Source organism: Bradyrhizobium elkanii USDA 76 (assembly GCF_023278185.1).
GTDB lineage: Bacteria > Pseudomonadota > Alphaproteobacteria > Rhizobiales > Xanthobacteraceae > Bradyrhizobium > Bradyrhizobium elkanii.
In genome coordinates this window covers 52377-67370 of sequence record NZ_CP066357.1, presented here as the reverse complement: position 1 = coordinate 67370, position 14994 = coordinate 52377, and the positions used below count along the sequence as shown (strand labels likewise).

The following is a 14994-nucleotide window of genomic DNA, read 5'->3' as shown; positions in this document are numbered from 1 at the left end:
GCAGTTGAGCGCGGGGATGGGATGAGGTGTCCACCATGAACGAGGTGGACACCATCGATGATCACTCCAGAAGAACTTTTGAGACTTGAGACGGTCGGCGTGTTGCGCAATGGGCGGCGTCGCTATGATCCGGCCAGCAAACAGCGGCTGGTCGAGGCCTGTCTGCAGCCTGGCGTGTCGCTGGCGGGGCTGGCGTTGCAACACGGCGTGAACGCGAACCTGCTGCGCAAATGGGTGGCCAAGCGACAACGTCAGAACGGGGATGGCCAGCCGGAGGCGCCGATTGCGCCAGCCTTTGTTCCGGTTCGCGCGCCGTCGCCGTCGCCAACTCGATCTGCTGGCGCGATCGCGGTTTGCGCGACGGAGCGATCCTGTGCAGGGCGGCTGACGGCATCGATGCCCAACGGCGTGACGCTTTCGCTGGAAGGCGGCGACGCGCAGTTGCTGTCGGCGGTGATTGAAGCGCTGGGGCGTTGCGATGTTCCGGCTGGCGTCTGATCTTCGGGTCTACCTTCACCGCGAACCGATTGACTTCCGGGCGGGCATCAACAGCCTGGCGATCGTGGTCGAGCAGTCGATGGGGCTGGATCCGTTCCAGCGCGCGGTGTTCGCGTTCTGCAATCGTCGCCGCGACCGGATCAAGCTGCTGATTTATGACCGGTCAGGATTTTGGATGCTGCTGAAGCGGCTGGAGGCCGACAGATTCCACTGGCCCCGAAGTCAGGAGGCGGTGCTGACGCTGACGACGGAGGAGCTGCACTGGCTGCTTGACGGCATCAACATCGCGGCGGTGCGTCGTCATCCGGTGCGGCAATATCACAGCGTGGGCTGAGCGTGTTCGATGCGGGCGGCGTCATCAGCGCTATCGGATGACGCCGGCCACCGCATGGAACTCGGTTGACGCGGCGGCATGACTTCGATTCAAGACTACGATGAGTCGCAGGCCCACGACGCACGAGCTGGAAGCCTTGATCGCGGCGCACGCGGCCGAGCTCGCGGCGCTGAAGGCGGAGAACGAGAAACTCGCGCAACGCGTCCTGCATCTTGAGGAGCAGTTGCGCCTGGAGCGCTTGCGCCGCTACGCGCCGAAGAGCGAAAAGCTCAAGGAGCGCATCTTCAACGAAGCCGAGCAGGCCGCCGCTGAAAGCCGGGACGACGACGATGTCGAGGCGGTCGCCGTGCCGGACACGGGATTGCCGGAGGCTCCAAAGCCGGCACCGAAGACACGCGGCCGCAAGCCGCTGCCTGACGATCTGCCGCGCCAACGCGTCGAACATGATCTGGGTGAGGATCAAAAGGACTGTCCGTGCTGCCGCAATCGGATGCATCGGATGGGCGAGACCGTCACCGAGCAGTTGCACGTCGAGGTGAAGGCGTCGGTGCTGCAACATGTGCGGTTCAAATATGCCTGCCGTCACTGCGAGCGCACCGCGCTGAACACCCCGATCGTGACCGCGCCGATGCCGGCGCAGCCGCTGCCGGGTAGCGTCGCCACGCCATCGACGCTGGCGCTGGTGCTCGCCAACAAATACGTCGACGGCACGCCGCTGTACCGTGTGGCGGACGCGCTGGGGCGCGCCGACGTCAGCATCAGCCGCGGGACGCTGGGCAACTGGGTGATCCGGGCGAGCGAGTTGCATCTGCATCGGGTCTATGACGCGCTACAGCAAAAGCTCAGGTCGCAGCCCCTGGTCCACGGCGACGAAACCTGGGTCCAGGTTCTGAAAGAGGACGGCCGGGATGCGCAGGCCAAATCCTTCATGTGGGCCTATCGCAGCGGCCAGGACTGCGCGCAGCCGGTCGTGCTGTTCGATTACCAGCCCGGTCGCGGCCAGGAACATCCTCAGGCCTTCCTGGCCGGCTATCGCGGCTTGTTGATGAGCGACGGCTATGACGCCTGGGGCACGCTGACAGGCGCGACCCATCTTGGCTGTATGGCGCATGCGCGCAGGAAATTTACCGATGCGCTCAAGGCCAGGAAGACGCCCGGCGGTCCGCCATTGCAGGCGCTCAAGTTCTTCGAGGCGTTGTATGAGGTCGAGAGGGTGGCGCGCCAGACGCCGCCCGACGACGAAACGCGCGCCGCATACACCTTGCGGCTGCGCCAGCAGCATAGCCTGCCGGTATTGGCCGCCTTCCGGACCTGGCTCGACGACCAGGCGCCGAAGGTCCTCCCCGAAAGCTTGACCGGCAAGGCGATCGCCTATGCGCGCAACCAATGGGATTATCTGACCCGTTACACCAGTGACGGTCTCGCCCCGATCGATAACAATGTTCTGGAGCGCGACATCAGGCCGTTTTGCACCGGACGAAAAAGTTGGCTGTTCAGCGACACCGTTGCCGGCGCCAAGGCAAGCGCCGTGATCTACAGTTTGGTGCTGACATGCCGGGCATGCGGCGTCGATCCCTATGCATGGCTACGTCACGCGCTCACCGAATTGCCCCAGCGCGCGCCAGACGCCGATATCGAAGATCTGTTGCCGTTCAACTGCACCGCTCAAAAAAACCTGCCAGCTGAGAATAGCGGCTGACGTTCGAACGCTCAGGTCAACCAAGCCGTTCCGATGACACTGCTGGGGCCCGGCGTCACGCGACGCCGCGGCCAGCCGCGCGCGTAGCCTGTGCGGTAAAATACGCGCTTACCCTGATTCGCAGCAAGAATCCTCGCCGCTGTCAGGCAGAAAATCCACTCAAGCTACTGTCCGAATTTGCGGGGCCAGCTCTGTCATTCCGAACACTGAAAGCCACGCCGCCTGATCAGGCCGCGTCACCCAAAATCAGCCACAGCTCACCTGAAGGTCAGCCTGGCGAATGCGCCTTCGGCGCCCGCGACGAGTTTCATCTCGCCGCCATTGTGCAGAACCTCAACACAATGGTGCTTCGTCTACTCGGTCCGCCACCAAGAGGAGCCCCTGCGGTGTTCGCCGTCAGGGCCTGTGAGACAAACTGAGGGATTTTGCGGAGGGATATGGCGCGACAATCCTGATTGCCGCTGCCATGCGCCGTTCCGCCGCGTAACCGAGTAAGATACCTGCTTAGATGATTCTGTAGATGCGAGGCTAGCGTGGACCGACACAATTATGACCCAACCAACGTAACAGCTTCGTCGCAGGTGCAGCACGACCTGTTGCAGGAGCAGCAGGCGGGCCAAGCCGGGCAAGAGGCCTTTGAGCAGCAATTGCACGAGGCGCGCCAGGCCGATACCGCGATGCCGGACCGCGGGACCCCTCCCAATGTGTCTAGCGACGGCCAGCAGTCCCCGGTCGAACCGATAGGTGCACTCGCCGGGAGCAACCTTCTGCCAAGCGAGAAGGTTCTCATCAAAGATGGGCATGACACAGCTGAGTTGAGACCAACGAACAGGCCGAGGACCCCAGACTATCCGCAAGCCGTTGCCATTGAGCGGCAGCTGAGCGAGGTCGCCAATTCAGTTGGAGGTGGTGGAGCAATGCCTGGCGCCTCGGCCCCGCAGCCGGCTCAGTTAACTCTGGTTTCAATAGCGGGCACAAAAAGGAAACAGCCTCTTTATTCCAAGGATGCTCTCGTTGTTTTGGGGTTTAGGGAGGCCCTCATCGAGGGCAAGCTCGCCGAATCCTTCGTCCAGAGGATTGTAGGTCCTCTTCTTAGCTTTGGCCGCTGGCTCTGCGTAAATAACAAGATGGGCATTGTTGCTCGGCTAGACAACAATTCGCTGACCGATGGCGGTGATGTGTTCCAGCACAACGGAAACAGTGATCTCATATTGGCACTAGACCATCTCCGGACCTGGCGGTCGACGGGGCGCGTTCCCCGTCCAGCTCCCGTGCGCAAGCGCCAAAAAGCATCCACTGTCTATCCCCATGTGTCTGGGTGCGACCGGGAGCTTATCAGGGAGGTGGCTCAGGGCGTTATTGCAAGTCGGAAGCTGAAAGACGCGGTGGCTAACGGTTATACGCGCAATCTTAACAGGTTGGCGAATGATCTCGGGGAGCGCGGTCTATCGCTTGACGGGAGTAGCGACGCTTTCTTGCTCGCCCATGCTAAAGAAATCTTCAAGGGTGATAAACTCATGCGGGCCGCGGTGGGGGCGCTTAGAGAACATCGTGCCCCCAACGCTCCGGGCGCTTCATCTATTGGTGGGCGCCCACCGCTTCCTCCTGCCGATGGTGACGAAGGGCTTATTAAGGGCGCCATAAGCCACGCCCTTGAGAGCAACAAGTTGAGTTCGACTACCGCCCAGAGTTACGATTGGGCGCTTCGCAAATTCTCCCGAGAGCTAGGGCTTGACGGCGATTCGCTTTCTGCACTCGATCACGTAGCCCTACGTGCCAACGCGGACAGATTGTTTCGCAACGTCGGGTGGAAAATGGTCTTGGACGGCGGGCTGAAAGCGCTTCGTGAGTATCGTCAGGCGAAGGCTTCAGGCCCCTCGGTGGAGGGGGCTTCGGGCGCAGGCGGCTCTCAGCAGGGCGCAGGTGAGGCTACCCAGTCGCCGATGGTAGACGTCGATCCCGAGGAGCTTCGGCAGCTGTTGGATGATGAGGCCGACGAGCCGCCGATCATGGCTGACGATCCAGAGCTTCTGCCACCGGAACAAGAGCTTCCGGAGGAGACTCAGGGACCGCGGGATCATCAATCCGGCCCCTTGTCGGCTCTCGAGCCAAGCGTGCGCGACGACCATGCGCCGGAGCCCGCAGAGTCCTTTCCTGACTTGAGCGGACACCGCGACCTCCAACAGGCCGCGCACGAGCTGATGGGGGCGCTTGAGTGGAGCAACTTCCTGCCAAGCGAGGAGGTTCTCATTAACGATGAGCATGGCACAGCGGAACTGAGACCAGCGAAGAGGCCCAGGACTCTAGATAATCCGCAAGAGGTCGCAATTCAGGGGATGCTGATCGGAAACGGCAATTCAGGCGGCCGCGTGCTGATGCAGGCCCCCATCCACCAGGTGGGCGCACGGCCATGGGACGCCGCCGCGCAGCACAGTGCTCCGCAGGAAGCTGTCAGTTCGCCAGTGGTCATTCCAGCGGAAAATTACGATCAGGATCTGCTTTGGGGGGGCGCGGACGAGGCCGCCTCACCGCCGTCTCGCGAGACAAGCGCGAGCCATCCCCAGGCACCGGATTCCAGAGAGGCCGTCCATCCCCTTAACTGGCCGCACAATCACCAAGGCGCCTTGGACGAGATGACCGGGCGCAATCTCCTGCCGAGCCGGCAGGAGGGCCGGATTGAGGCAATGGTTCATCCGAATCCGTTCGAGTTGCGTGACGACCTCGTCCCGACGCCTGACTTTCGGCCGCTGTTTGCCGGGACAGTACCGGGTCATCACCAGGGCGATCGACAGCCCGGTTCACCGCAGGGGCTTTCTCCGGTGCCAGCCTCCTCGGACGATGAAGCTTTGGCGTGCGAGGAGTTGTCGCGGCGGCAGATGCAAGAACCGGCCTCACCATCAACCGGCAGGGCTCCGTCAGACATCTACGGCGGTCTTGAATCATTGGTTGATCTGACTACGTTCACGCCGTCCGACTTGCGCGACGATGCTCACTTTGCGCCAGCGCCCTCTGCCAGGGCTCGCTCAGACAACTATGGTGCTCTTGATCCATTCATTGATCTGACTGCGCCCACACTGTCCCCATTGCGCGACGATGCTGTTTCTGTGCCGGTGTTTCCGAGCACATCCGCCGATGCTCAGATCGTGGCGTTGAATCCGACAGCCTCGTCCCGCGGGCTGGTGCTCGACGACGAGCAATGGCTGGGCGACGAGCATATCCTCAGGGATTACCAGCTTCTGGAGCAGGATTTGCTGAGGCACCCTCTGGATATCCCCACCCTGGATATCGCCGCCCGGACGCGGTTGGTGGATCCTACTGTGGCCCATAATCTGCTGCGCTCTCCCAACGATACCGTCGTGGAACTCGCATTGCAGCGCATCGTCTATGATGACAACGGTAATGATACAGCCGACTTCCTGTTCCTGCCAGTGAACGACGCCGATCCTACAGATCCTCGTTGCCAAGGGAATCATTGGTCGCTGCTGTTCGTTGATCGTCGCGACCGGAACTCGCCGATTGCCTATCACTACGATTCCGTCTGGGGATTCAACGAGACGTCTGCAGACCATCTGGCAGGAAGGCTGGGCCTCCCCGGCGACTCGGTGCAAGCCGGCATGGCCCAGCAGCAGAACGGCTGGGATTGCGGCGTCTTTGTCGTGGACGGCACGCGAGCGCTGGTTAGGGGGTTGGTGGCAGGCCAGCGAGGCCTGCAGAACCTTAGCAACCTCAGCGTCAGTCGGCCGGCACTGCAAACCCGACTGAGGGGCTGATAAGGGGTCAACTGCTCCTAACAAACAGATGCTCGGCGCGGTAGCTCCCGGTGAGCGCCTTCGCGATCGTCTCGGCACTGGAGTGGCAACTGTAGTGGCGCAAGCACGCCAGCGCCTCGGGATCGCGCTCGCCGGCAAGGATCGCGCGTATGATACGCAGGCCGGTCGCGCCGGTGATGTCGGCGACGACGTGGTGGAGCTGAAGATTCATCTCCGTCAAGGCCTTCTGCATATGCTGGATGTGTGAGGCCGCGTACTCCAGCAGACGCTCGCGCTGACGCACGCAGGCTCGCAGCTCGGCAATCTGCCCTTTGGGCCGAAAGCTGGCCCGCAGCAACCCGAATGAATGGAGCCGCTGCAGCCATTGCGCATCGCTGACATCGGTCTTGCGCCCCGGCACGTGCTTGGCATCGCGCGCGTTGACAAGAAACACGTTAAATCCCCGGGCATCGAGAAGCTCGAAGATCGGAATCCAGTAGACGCTGGTCGATTCCATGACGACAGTCTCGACGCCGCATTCAGTAAACCAGTCGACTAGCCGATGCAGATCAGCCGTGAAGGTACCGAAGCTGCGGACTGGCTCCGGTGCGCGATCTGCCCTCACGGCTGCCATGTGCATAGTCGCTCCGACGTCGATGGCAGCCGCGTCCGGGTGCACCATCTGCATCTTACCTCCGTTCTTCGACTTCGATCTTTTGGGGTTCATCTCTAATCCTCCTGCTGACGGCGGCGGAAGGGCTGGGCTGCGCTATTCGTCAGATTCCTAAACGGGATCGCCGGATGGCGTCACCACTCTCAAGTGCGCGACAACCCATGGACCAGGTTTTTTAACGGGGTCGCGTGCCACCAAAATCGTATCGGCCGCTCCCTCCCGGTCGGCAATCTAGCGCCGGTCCGTTTCTATCCCACAGGGGGAGCGCAGCGCCGCGCATAGTTTTTTAGAAGGAGCGCTCACCAAGGCGGGATTGCTGAGCGCAAAGCGATGATCGACCGTGAGCACGAGCTGTCGATCACCAGGCAGGCGGAGGCTTTGAACATCAGCCGCGGCAGCGTGTACTACCTGCCGCGGCCGGTGCCGGACATCGACCCGAAACGGTCTTCGGCCATGCCGGACAGCGGCTCAACTTAATGCTATAAGCGTTGAGCTTCCTAAGATGCTGTCAAAACGGGCAACTTGCCTGAGCGCAGCCGAGACCTGCGGTCAATTGCCCAACGACGTTATCTGAATGCCGCACTGTCTGACATTTACCGTATTCCTCCGGCGGCGGCCGTCTTGTGAAGTTCGAGCGTCTTTCTGAGGATGTGACCTTATGTATGGTCCGGCCGTGTGTTGCGAGAAGATTCGTCGAATTGGCGGCGGCGGTCTTGCATCTATCCACCCGGAGGCACGTGTCTGGGCTACCTACCGAGCCCCTGCAGCACCAGCCGGTTCAGCCTTGCTGCAAAGGCCGTCGCGTGCTCCGGCAGTTCGCCGTCCAGGATCTGCGCCTGTTCGAGCAGAAGCAGGCTGAGGTCGTCGACGGCCTTGGAGCCGGCCTCTGCCCTGATAATCGCCGCCACCACCGGATGGCGCAGGTTGATCTCGAGGATCGGCTTGGTGCGCATGCCGCGGTTCTGCTGCGACAGAATGCGCTCCAGTTCGCGACTCGGGCCGTCAGTGCCTGCGACGAGGCAGGAGGCGGAGCTGGTGAGGCGCGTGGAAGCCTTGACGTCACTGACGCGCTCGCCGAGCGCGGCCTTGATCAAGGCGATGGTGGCCGCTTCATCGGCGGCCGGCTCGTCCTCCTTCGCCTCGTCCGTTTCGTCGACGCGCGGGATCAGGTCGAGATTGAGGTCGCCCTGGCTCAAGGACTTCAGCGGCTTGCCCTCGAACTCCGATGGCATCGAGGTCCAGAACGCGTCGACGGGATCGGACAGCAACAGCACCTCGATGCCGCGCGCGGTGGCGGCCTCCAGCGCGGATTGGATTTCAGTCGCTCGATGCTGTCACCGACGAGATAATAGATCTCGGTCTGGTTCGGCTTGAAATCGGCGATAATCTGCTTGAGCGAGCGCTTCTCGCCTGACGTGGTAGTGAAGCGCGACAGCGCCAGCAGCTTTTCGCGACGCTCGAAATCCTCGTAGATGCCTTCTTTCAGCACCGCGCCAAAAGCATCCCAGATCTTGGCAAAATTCTCCGGGTCCTTCTCGGCGAGGCTTTCGAGCTCGGACACGACGCGGGTCGCCACGGCTTTGCGGATCTGCGCGAACTGCGGATTGTTCTGGAGCATCTCGCGGGAGATGTTGAGCGGGAGATCCTCGCTGTCGACGACGCCCCGGATGAAGCGGAGGTAACCCGGCAGCAGATCGGCATCATCGGTGATGAAGACGCGGCGGACGTAGAGTTTGACGCGGCCCTTGCGATTCGGCTCGAACAGGTCGAACGGCTTCGTCGACGGTGCGAACAGCAGCACGGCGTAGGAGTGGCGGCCCTCGGCGCGGTAGTGCAGCGTGATCGCGGGATCGCCGAAGGCGGAAGCGATCTGCTGATAGGCCTTTTTGTAGTCGTCTGCCGTCAGCTCGGATTTCGAGCGCTGCCACAGCGCGCTTGCCGAATTGATCTGGCGCGGCTCGCCCTCACCGGGCACAAGCTCGATGGGAAACAGGATGCTGTCGGAATAGGCACCGACGATGCGCTCGATCTCGTAGGTCTCGAGATACTTCTTCGCGTCGTCCTTCAGGTGCAGGACGATCTCGGTGCCGCGCGCCACGCGCGCTGCGTCCTCGTCGCTGGCGCGGGCGATCTCGAATCAGGAGCCGCCGGAGGACGTCCAGGTCCAGACGTCACTCTCGCCGGCGCGGCGGCTGATCACGACGATCTTCTCGGCGACCATGAAGGCAGAATAGAAGCTAACACCGAACTGGCCGATCAGGCCGAGGCCGTCCTTGGCCTCCTTCAGCTTCGACACGAACGCCTTGGTGCCGGAGCGGGCGATGGTACCGAGATGGTCGACCAGCTCCTGCCGCTCCATGCCGATGCCGTTGTCGGCGATCGTCAGCGTATTCGCCGGCTTATTCGGAATGATACGGACCTTCAGCGCCTCGCCCTTGCCAAGTAATGAAGGGATCGCGATAGCCTCATAGCGGAGCCTGTCGCAGGCATCCGACGCGTTCGAAAGAAGCTCGCGCAGGAAGATGTCGGTCTCCGAATAGACGGAGTGCACCATCAGGTGCAACAGCTCGGACACCTCGGCTTGAAAGGGCTGCGTATGCACAGCCGTATCTGACGTCGTCATGCATTCACCGGATCACAATTGGGTAAGGGGAAACCCGGATATAGCGCAGAAATACGATGGATCAAGAGTCGTGATGGGACTGTTGACCTTTCCCGCCTGTGGCTGGAGGTCGGCCGAGGCCCACTGAAGGGCGCAAGCGGGAGGCTCCGCGCGGCCACAACGAGCCGTCGACCACAGAAGTTCCGACGTGGCCCTTGAGGAAATGTCCCTGAAAGTCCGTGGTCCCCGTTCCCGCGACCGAGTGCTTCGGAATAACCGTCGCCTGCGAAGCTATGAGGCGTGGCGACCATGAGGCCATCGCCACGAACGCACGATCCGCAATCGATACGCTGTCCTATCCGCGCCGTCACCGAGCTCACGATCCTGGCGACCGACCATCCCTGGCTGCTGTCGATCATCGCCGGCGCCTGCGCCTCGGCCGGCGCCAACATCGTCGACGCGCAGATCTACACCACGACCGACGGCCGCGCGCTCGACACCATCTCGATCTCGCGCGAATACGACCGTGACGATGACGAAGGCCGCCGCGCGACGCGGATCGGCGAGATGATCGAGCAGGTGCTGGAAGGCAAGCTCAGGCTGCCCGAGGCGGTGGCCAAGCGCGCGGTGCGCAGCAAGGCGCGGCCGTTCGTCGTCGAGCCCGAAGTGACCGTCAACAACCAGTGGTCCGACCGCTACACCGTGATCGAGGTCTCCGGCCTCGACCGCCCCGGCCTGCTCTACCAGCTGACGACCGCGATCTCGAAGCTCAACCTCAACATCGCCTCGGCGCACGTCGCGACCTTCGGCGAGCGCGCCCGCGACGTGTTCTATGTCACCGACCTGCTCGGCGCCCAGATCACCGCGCCGACCCGGCAGGCCGCGATCAAGAGCGCGCTACTGCATCTGTTGTCGAGCGAGGACCAGGTGGCGAAGCCGGCAGCATGACGCTCCGCCCGCTCTAGCCGAACAGCCGCATCAGCAACGCCTTGCCGACCGGCGCCGCGCGCACGCTGCGGAAGGCGCGGACATATTCACCGGCATAGAATGCGCGGACGACATTGATCCGCGTCGCAACCGCGTCCTCGAAACGGACGCCGAAGCCGTCGCGGGAGCGGCGGACAACGGTCGCGCTCACGTTCTGGCCGTAGACATTGCACTTGATCGAGGCGCCGATTGCGGGCGGGGCCGGATCGATGAAGCGCGCGCCCGAAATCGAGATGTCGGCCATCCGCACCAGCCGCGGTTCGGCGCCTTCGTGAACCAGGATCGGCTCGTCGCGCTCGAAACGCTCGGCCTTGCGGCGCCGCGGCTGCTCGATGCAGATGAAGCACACGATCGCGAGCACGACGCAATTGTACAGGCTCCAGGCCAGTGCCAGTCCGCCATAGGCGATGTTTTCGCCGCGCAGGTGCAGGATGAAGGCGTAGGCGATCGCCACCAGCGTAATCAGCAAGGCACCGCCATAGAGCCGCAGCAGCGGCCACTCGATGAAGCGGCGGTTGCGGTCGCCGCCCTTGGCGGTCACCTTGAATTTGTGGCCCTGCGGCTTGACGAGGCCGGTCACGACCGCCTTCAGGACCGCCGGCGCCGCGATGTATTGCGAGACGTCGGTCATGATCGCAAGCGAGCGGCCACGCGATATCCAGGCCATCGTGAAGGCGTGCCAGACATAGAACGGCATGAAATATTTCAGCAGCTCGAACAGATCGGCATGGACCGCCTTGATCCCGAACAGCAGATAGAGCCAGGGCACCACCAGGCCGAACACCTTGGTGCCGTAGACCGCCGACCAGCTCATGAAGGCATCGATCAGCGACAGCCGGTCGATGAAGGCGAGCCTGGATTGCCGCGAGAACGGCCCGCTGCGGCCTCTGAAGATCTGCATGAAGCCGAGGCACCACCTCCCGCGCTGGGTGATGTATTCCTTCAGTCCCTCCGGCGCGAGGCCGATGGTCAGGCGCTCGTTGAGATAGACCGTGCGCAGCCCCTTCTCCTTCAGCCGCAGCGTGACGAGATAGTCTTCCGTCACCGAATCGGTCGGGAAGCCGCCGATCTGCATCAGGCCGGAGAAGCGGATCAGCGATGAGGTGCCGCAGCAGAATGCGGTGCCCCACGCATCCTTGGCCGGCATCAGGATATCGAAGAAGAAGCGCTGCTCGTCGGGCCAGACGTCGGTCGCGGCGAGGTTGGTCTGGATCGGATCCGGATTGATGAAGTGCTGCGGCGTCTGCACGACGCCGACGCTGCCGTCCTGCATCAGGCTGATCGCCCGGGTCAGGAAGTCCGGCATCGGGACGAAGTCGGCATCGAGGATCGAGATGAACTCCGGCCTCTCCGGCAGGGTGGATACGTGCCGGAGCGCATGATTGATGTTGCCGGCCTTGGCGTGGCGGTTGTCCGGACGGGTCAGATAGTTGCAGCCGAGCTCCTGGGCGAGCCGGCGCAGCCAGAGCCGCCGCCCATCGTCGAGCACCCAGACGCGGTAATTGGGATAGTTCAGTCCCGTCGCGCCGATGATGGTGCGTTCCAGGATCGCCTTCTCCTCATTGTAGGTGCAGATGAAGACGTCGACGAGCGGCGCATCTGTCGACGCCCTGGATCGGCGAAGGATCGCATTGACCTCGGGCGAGCGGTCGATGGTCCTGGAGAGGAACAGCAATGACAGGCACACCGCGATCATCGAGGCCGCCTCGGCCACCACAAAGGGAAAGCCGACCAGCGCGTCGGCGGTGAGGCCCGGAGGCGGCAAGGTCTGGGTCACCCGCCAGACGAAGTAGTGGAGCAGCAGCACGAACGACACGCCGGTCATCATGACGCGGGCCAGCGTGTGCTCGCGCCGGAGCAGCGGCAGGATCGCAAGGCAGGCGCCAAAGGCGACCAGCCCGGGCGCAAAGGCCGCCATCATGACTTTGCCGCGTCCCCGTTGAACACTACCCGCCCGGTGCGGCCGACCGCGCATTCCTTGCCCGTGCTGTCGAGCGCCGGCATCGAGACCGTCACACGATACGGTTCTTTGTTCAACGCATCCGGATTGATCGCAAGGTTCGCTGGCGCGCCCGATGCGCCGGTGAGATTGACGATCTCACCATGGATCGCCGCACTGCCGTCATTCGGCTCGAAGCTCGCCTGCTCGCCGAGCCGGAGGCGGTTGTAGACGCCTTCGGTGACGTTGGCGGTGACCACGGCGCCGCTGCAATCGAGCAGCTTGAGCAAGGGCTGCCCGGCCCGGACATCCTCGCCCGGCGACGTCATCATCTCCCAGATACGCCCGGCGACCGGCGCCTTGATGTCGGCTTCCGCCCGGTTGACGTAATGCAGCTGCTCGACGGCGATCTCGTGGGTCAGCCAGTCGATCTCGGCATCGGCATGTGCCAGATCGGCGCGCAGATCGCTGGCGCGCTGTCGCATCTCCTCTTCGCGTTGAGCGGAGCTCGGCCGGTCGTTGTAGCTGTCGCCGAGATAGGTGCCGCTCCTGACAGCGGTGAGCTCAACCTTGGCGGCATCGAGCCGGCGGCGGGCACCGATCTCGGTCTGCTGGGCGATCGCCTGCTCGCGCGTCAGGCGGGCCATTTCGACCGTCGAGACGGTGCCCGATTTGATCAGTGAAGAGGCCCGCTCGACGGCGGCCACGGCCTCCTCCCGTCGCGCGGCCGCGGCCTCGATCGCCGACTGGATTTCGGCGATGCGCGCCTCGAGCTGAAGGATGCGGCCATCGCGGAACTGGCCCGCCTGGCGGGCGAGGTCCTGTTGCGCGGTCTCGGCGGCCGCGAGCTTGGCGGCCAGGCTCGGGCGCTCGTTCTCCAGCCGCGACATCTGCCGCCGGAGGTCATCGAGCCGTACGCGATCGCCGCGCGCGTTGACGACATGAAGAATCGCGTCGCCCTCGTGAACCACGCTGAGTTGCGCGGAGCCCTGCGGCTTCGCACTCACGGTGCCGTCGATCGGCGAGCGCAACGTCACGATCCTGGCATTGACCACGGCCTCGACGCTCGAAGTCTGCAGCACGGCCTTCAGCGGCAACCATCCGAAGACGGCCACGATCGCAAGGCCAATGCCGACCTTGAGCAGGCGGCGAACCCACCGGCCCGAGCCTGCAGGTGCTTCGGGATGGGGAGCACTATCGCTGACGGGCTCGCTCACCGGCTCGTCGTGCGCCGGCTGCAACCGATCCTGCAAATCGCGCTGCAATCCGCATGCGCCCGCGTCCTTATCCTTGGTGACGTAAACTTTGTCTTCAGGAGAGGGCTTCTGCTGCTGTGCCTGATTCATTGACCGGCCCCTGAATTGTCAGTGCGGGCGGGGTTCAGAAACCGTAATCCTGAACGGCCAATGTGCTTTTGGGGTGCCCCTTCGACATGGGAGCACCGTCCCACCGAACGGGGCCGTTATACGCTGGCCCATTGATGGCCACTGATGCTATCTTGCTTGCTTGGGTTTCTGAGGCCCAACCCTATGGTTGCACGCAACCTAGACGGTTGCAACAGTCATTTTCTACTCAGGGCGCGACGAAACCGCGCGCTCTCGTAAAGCGGTTGCAAGGCTCGACGTGTGAATCGGCGTGGGGTCCGGACGCCGATCGGCGTCCCAAGCGCGTGATTGACTTCGCGCGTGCGGGGTCAATGTTCGGCCTCGATTCACAGCCCGCCTTCCGGCAAACCTCGGCGACTGGCGTCCTTTCCTCTGCCTGACGCAAAACGAAAGCGATCTGTGCCTCGGTGAACTTCGATGCCTTCATGGAACTCTCCTCGTCCCCAAGGGGATCATAAGTGGAAAATTCCAGCTCCGATTGGCCTAATCTGCGGGGAGCACGTCAGTCTTGGGCCAGAGCGAACTTCAAACTGGATTAAGCCTGAGGGGCAAGGTCATTGCCGATGCTGATCGGATGCACCACGTCGTCTGGGATTTGTCATACGCCGGTGACGAGGGCGGCATCATCTGCCATTTGTCTCGCTCGGAAGAAACAGGCAGAGCGCTTGTCGTCTCCCTCACACCTGTGAGCGTGCCGCGCTCGATGCCACTTGCAGCGGCCGTTCTCGATTATCAGAAGCACCGAGTGAAGAAGCTCAAGAAGCCGGGCCGGAGGTAGCATAGAAATGGCGCACGCGATCATCCGAGGAAAGAATGGTCGCCGATACGAAGTGGATTTTGACGACGCGCCGGTACGCGTCGAAGTTCATGCCAGTGAGGAGACCGTCGAGATTTTTGTGGAGGCAGATTTTGAAACGCACCTGGAAGAACGGCGACGTTTTGCGATAATCAGCATCCCCCGCCACTTGTTCAGCGAGGCCACGGGTCGGACGGCGCGACGCGCAGCGAAGGATCGTTAATGCCGCTGCCGCGCACTCTGTGGCGCTTCCCCCTTCAGGCCGCAGCCATGCGCTCCCTACCGCGGAGCGGTTTAGTGCAACATTCATTCTGGCAACCTCGGCCCGACAT

General features: G+C 62.9%; 8 protein-coding genes and 5 pseudogenes. 7 read left to right on the top strand and 6 right to left on the bottom strand.

The genetic code is table 11. From position 1 onward, the window contains the following. Positions 1-57: 57 nt before the first annotated feature. The 4 genes from tnpA to JEY66_RS43320 all read left to right on the top strand — a co-directional run bounded on the left by tnpA (position 58) and on the right by JEY66_RS43320 (position 6301). Positions 58-498 (top strand): IS66-like element accessory protein TnpA, encoded by a 441-nt coding sequence (tnpA, locus tag JEY66_RS43335; RefSeq protein WP_035693717.1) that lies wholly within the window; start codon positions 58-60, stop codon positions 496-498. Further along, positions 479-832, top strand: coding sequence for an IS66 family insertion sequence element accessory protein TnpB (gene tnpB, locus JEY66_RS43330; protein ID WP_018270214.1), 354 nt, complete (start codon positions 479-481; stop codon positions 830-832). The genes tnpA and tnpB overlap by 20 nt, the downstream gene beginning before the upstream one ends. 100 nt (positions 833-932) lie before the next feature. Continuing rightward, complete coding sequence (tnpC, locus tag JEY66_RS43325; protein ID WP_018270215.1) at positions 933-2531, top strand: IS66 family transposase; 1599 nt, start codon at positions 933-935, stop codon at positions 2529-2531. A gap of 533 nt (positions 2532-3064) precedes the next feature. Further along, the gene (locus tag JEY66_RS43320; protein ID WP_157183502.1) at positions 3065-6301 is read left to right on the top strand and encodes a C48 family peptidase; all 3237 of its coding nucleotides are present in this window, start codon (positions 3065-3067) and stop codon (positions 6299-6301) included. 22 nt (positions 6302-6323) lie between these two features. Here the strand turns inward: JEY66_RS43320 and JEY66_RS43315 are convergent. Next, positions 6324-7007 (bottom strand): annotated as a pseudogene (locus JEY66_RS43315) (IS110 family RNA-guided transposase); the annotation flags it as partial. 228 nt (positions 7008-7235) lie between these two features. Between JEY66_RS43315 and JEY66_RS43310 the strand changes: the two are divergent. Continuing rightward, positions 7236-7388 (top strand): annotated as a pseudogene (locus JEY66_RS43310) (IS3 family transposase); the annotation flags it as partial. 311 nt (positions 7389-7699) lie between these two features. On the opposite strand, the pseudogene htpG reads toward JEY66_RS43310, so the two are convergent. After that, a pseudogene (gene htpG, locus JEY66_RS43305) lies at positions 7700-9576 on the bottom strand (molecular chaperone HtpG). A 336-nt stretch (positions 9577-9912) separates the two neighbouring features. Between htpG and JEY66_RS43300 the strand changes: the two are divergent. Continuing rightward, positions 9913-10503: pseudogene (locus JEY66_RS43300) on the top strand (ACT domain-containing protein); the annotation flags it as partial. A 13-nt stretch (positions 10504-10516) separates the two neighbouring features. On the opposite strand, the gene JEY66_RS43295 reads toward JEY66_RS43300, so the two are convergent. The 3 genes and pseudogenes from JEY66_RS43295 to JEY66_RS45340 all read right to left on the bottom strand — a co-directional run. Next, positions 10517-12463 (bottom strand): glycosyltransferase, encoded by a 1947-nt coding sequence (locus JEY66_RS43295; RefSeq protein WP_026193421.1) that lies wholly within the window; start codon positions 12461-12463, stop codon positions 10517-10519. Next, positions 12460-13827 carry an HlyD family secretion protein gene (locus tag JEY66_RS43290; RefSeq protein WP_018273926.1) on the bottom strand — a complete coding sequence of 456 codons (1368 nt, stop codon included), beginning with the start codon at positions 13825-13827 and terminating at the stop codon, positions 12460-12462. The genes JEY66_RS43295 and JEY66_RS43290 overlap by 4 nt, the downstream gene beginning before the upstream one ends. A 370-nt stretch (positions 13828-14197) precedes the next feature. Then, positions 14198-14293, bottom strand: a pseudogene (locus JEY66_RS45340) (transposase); the annotation flags it as partial. Positions 14294-14374: 81 nt separating this feature from the next. Between JEY66_RS45340 and JEY66_RS43285 the strand changes: the two are divergent. After that, positions 14375-14644: a hypothetical protein gene (locus JEY66_RS43285; RefSeq protein ID WP_018273925.1), complete on the top strand. Its 270-nt coding sequence runs from the start codon at positions 14375-14377 to the stop codon at positions 14642-14644. Here JEY66_RS43285 and JEY66_RS43280 read toward each other — a convergent pair. After that, positions 14622-14972 (bottom strand): hypothetical protein, encoded by a 351-nt coding sequence (locus tag JEY66_RS43280; protein WP_155258298.1) that lies wholly within the window; start codon positions 14970-14972, stop codon positions 14622-14624. The two genes, JEY66_RS43285 and JEY66_RS43280, sit on opposite strands and share 23 nt — an antisense overlap. Between the last annotated feature and the right edge of the window lie 22 nt (positions 14973-14994).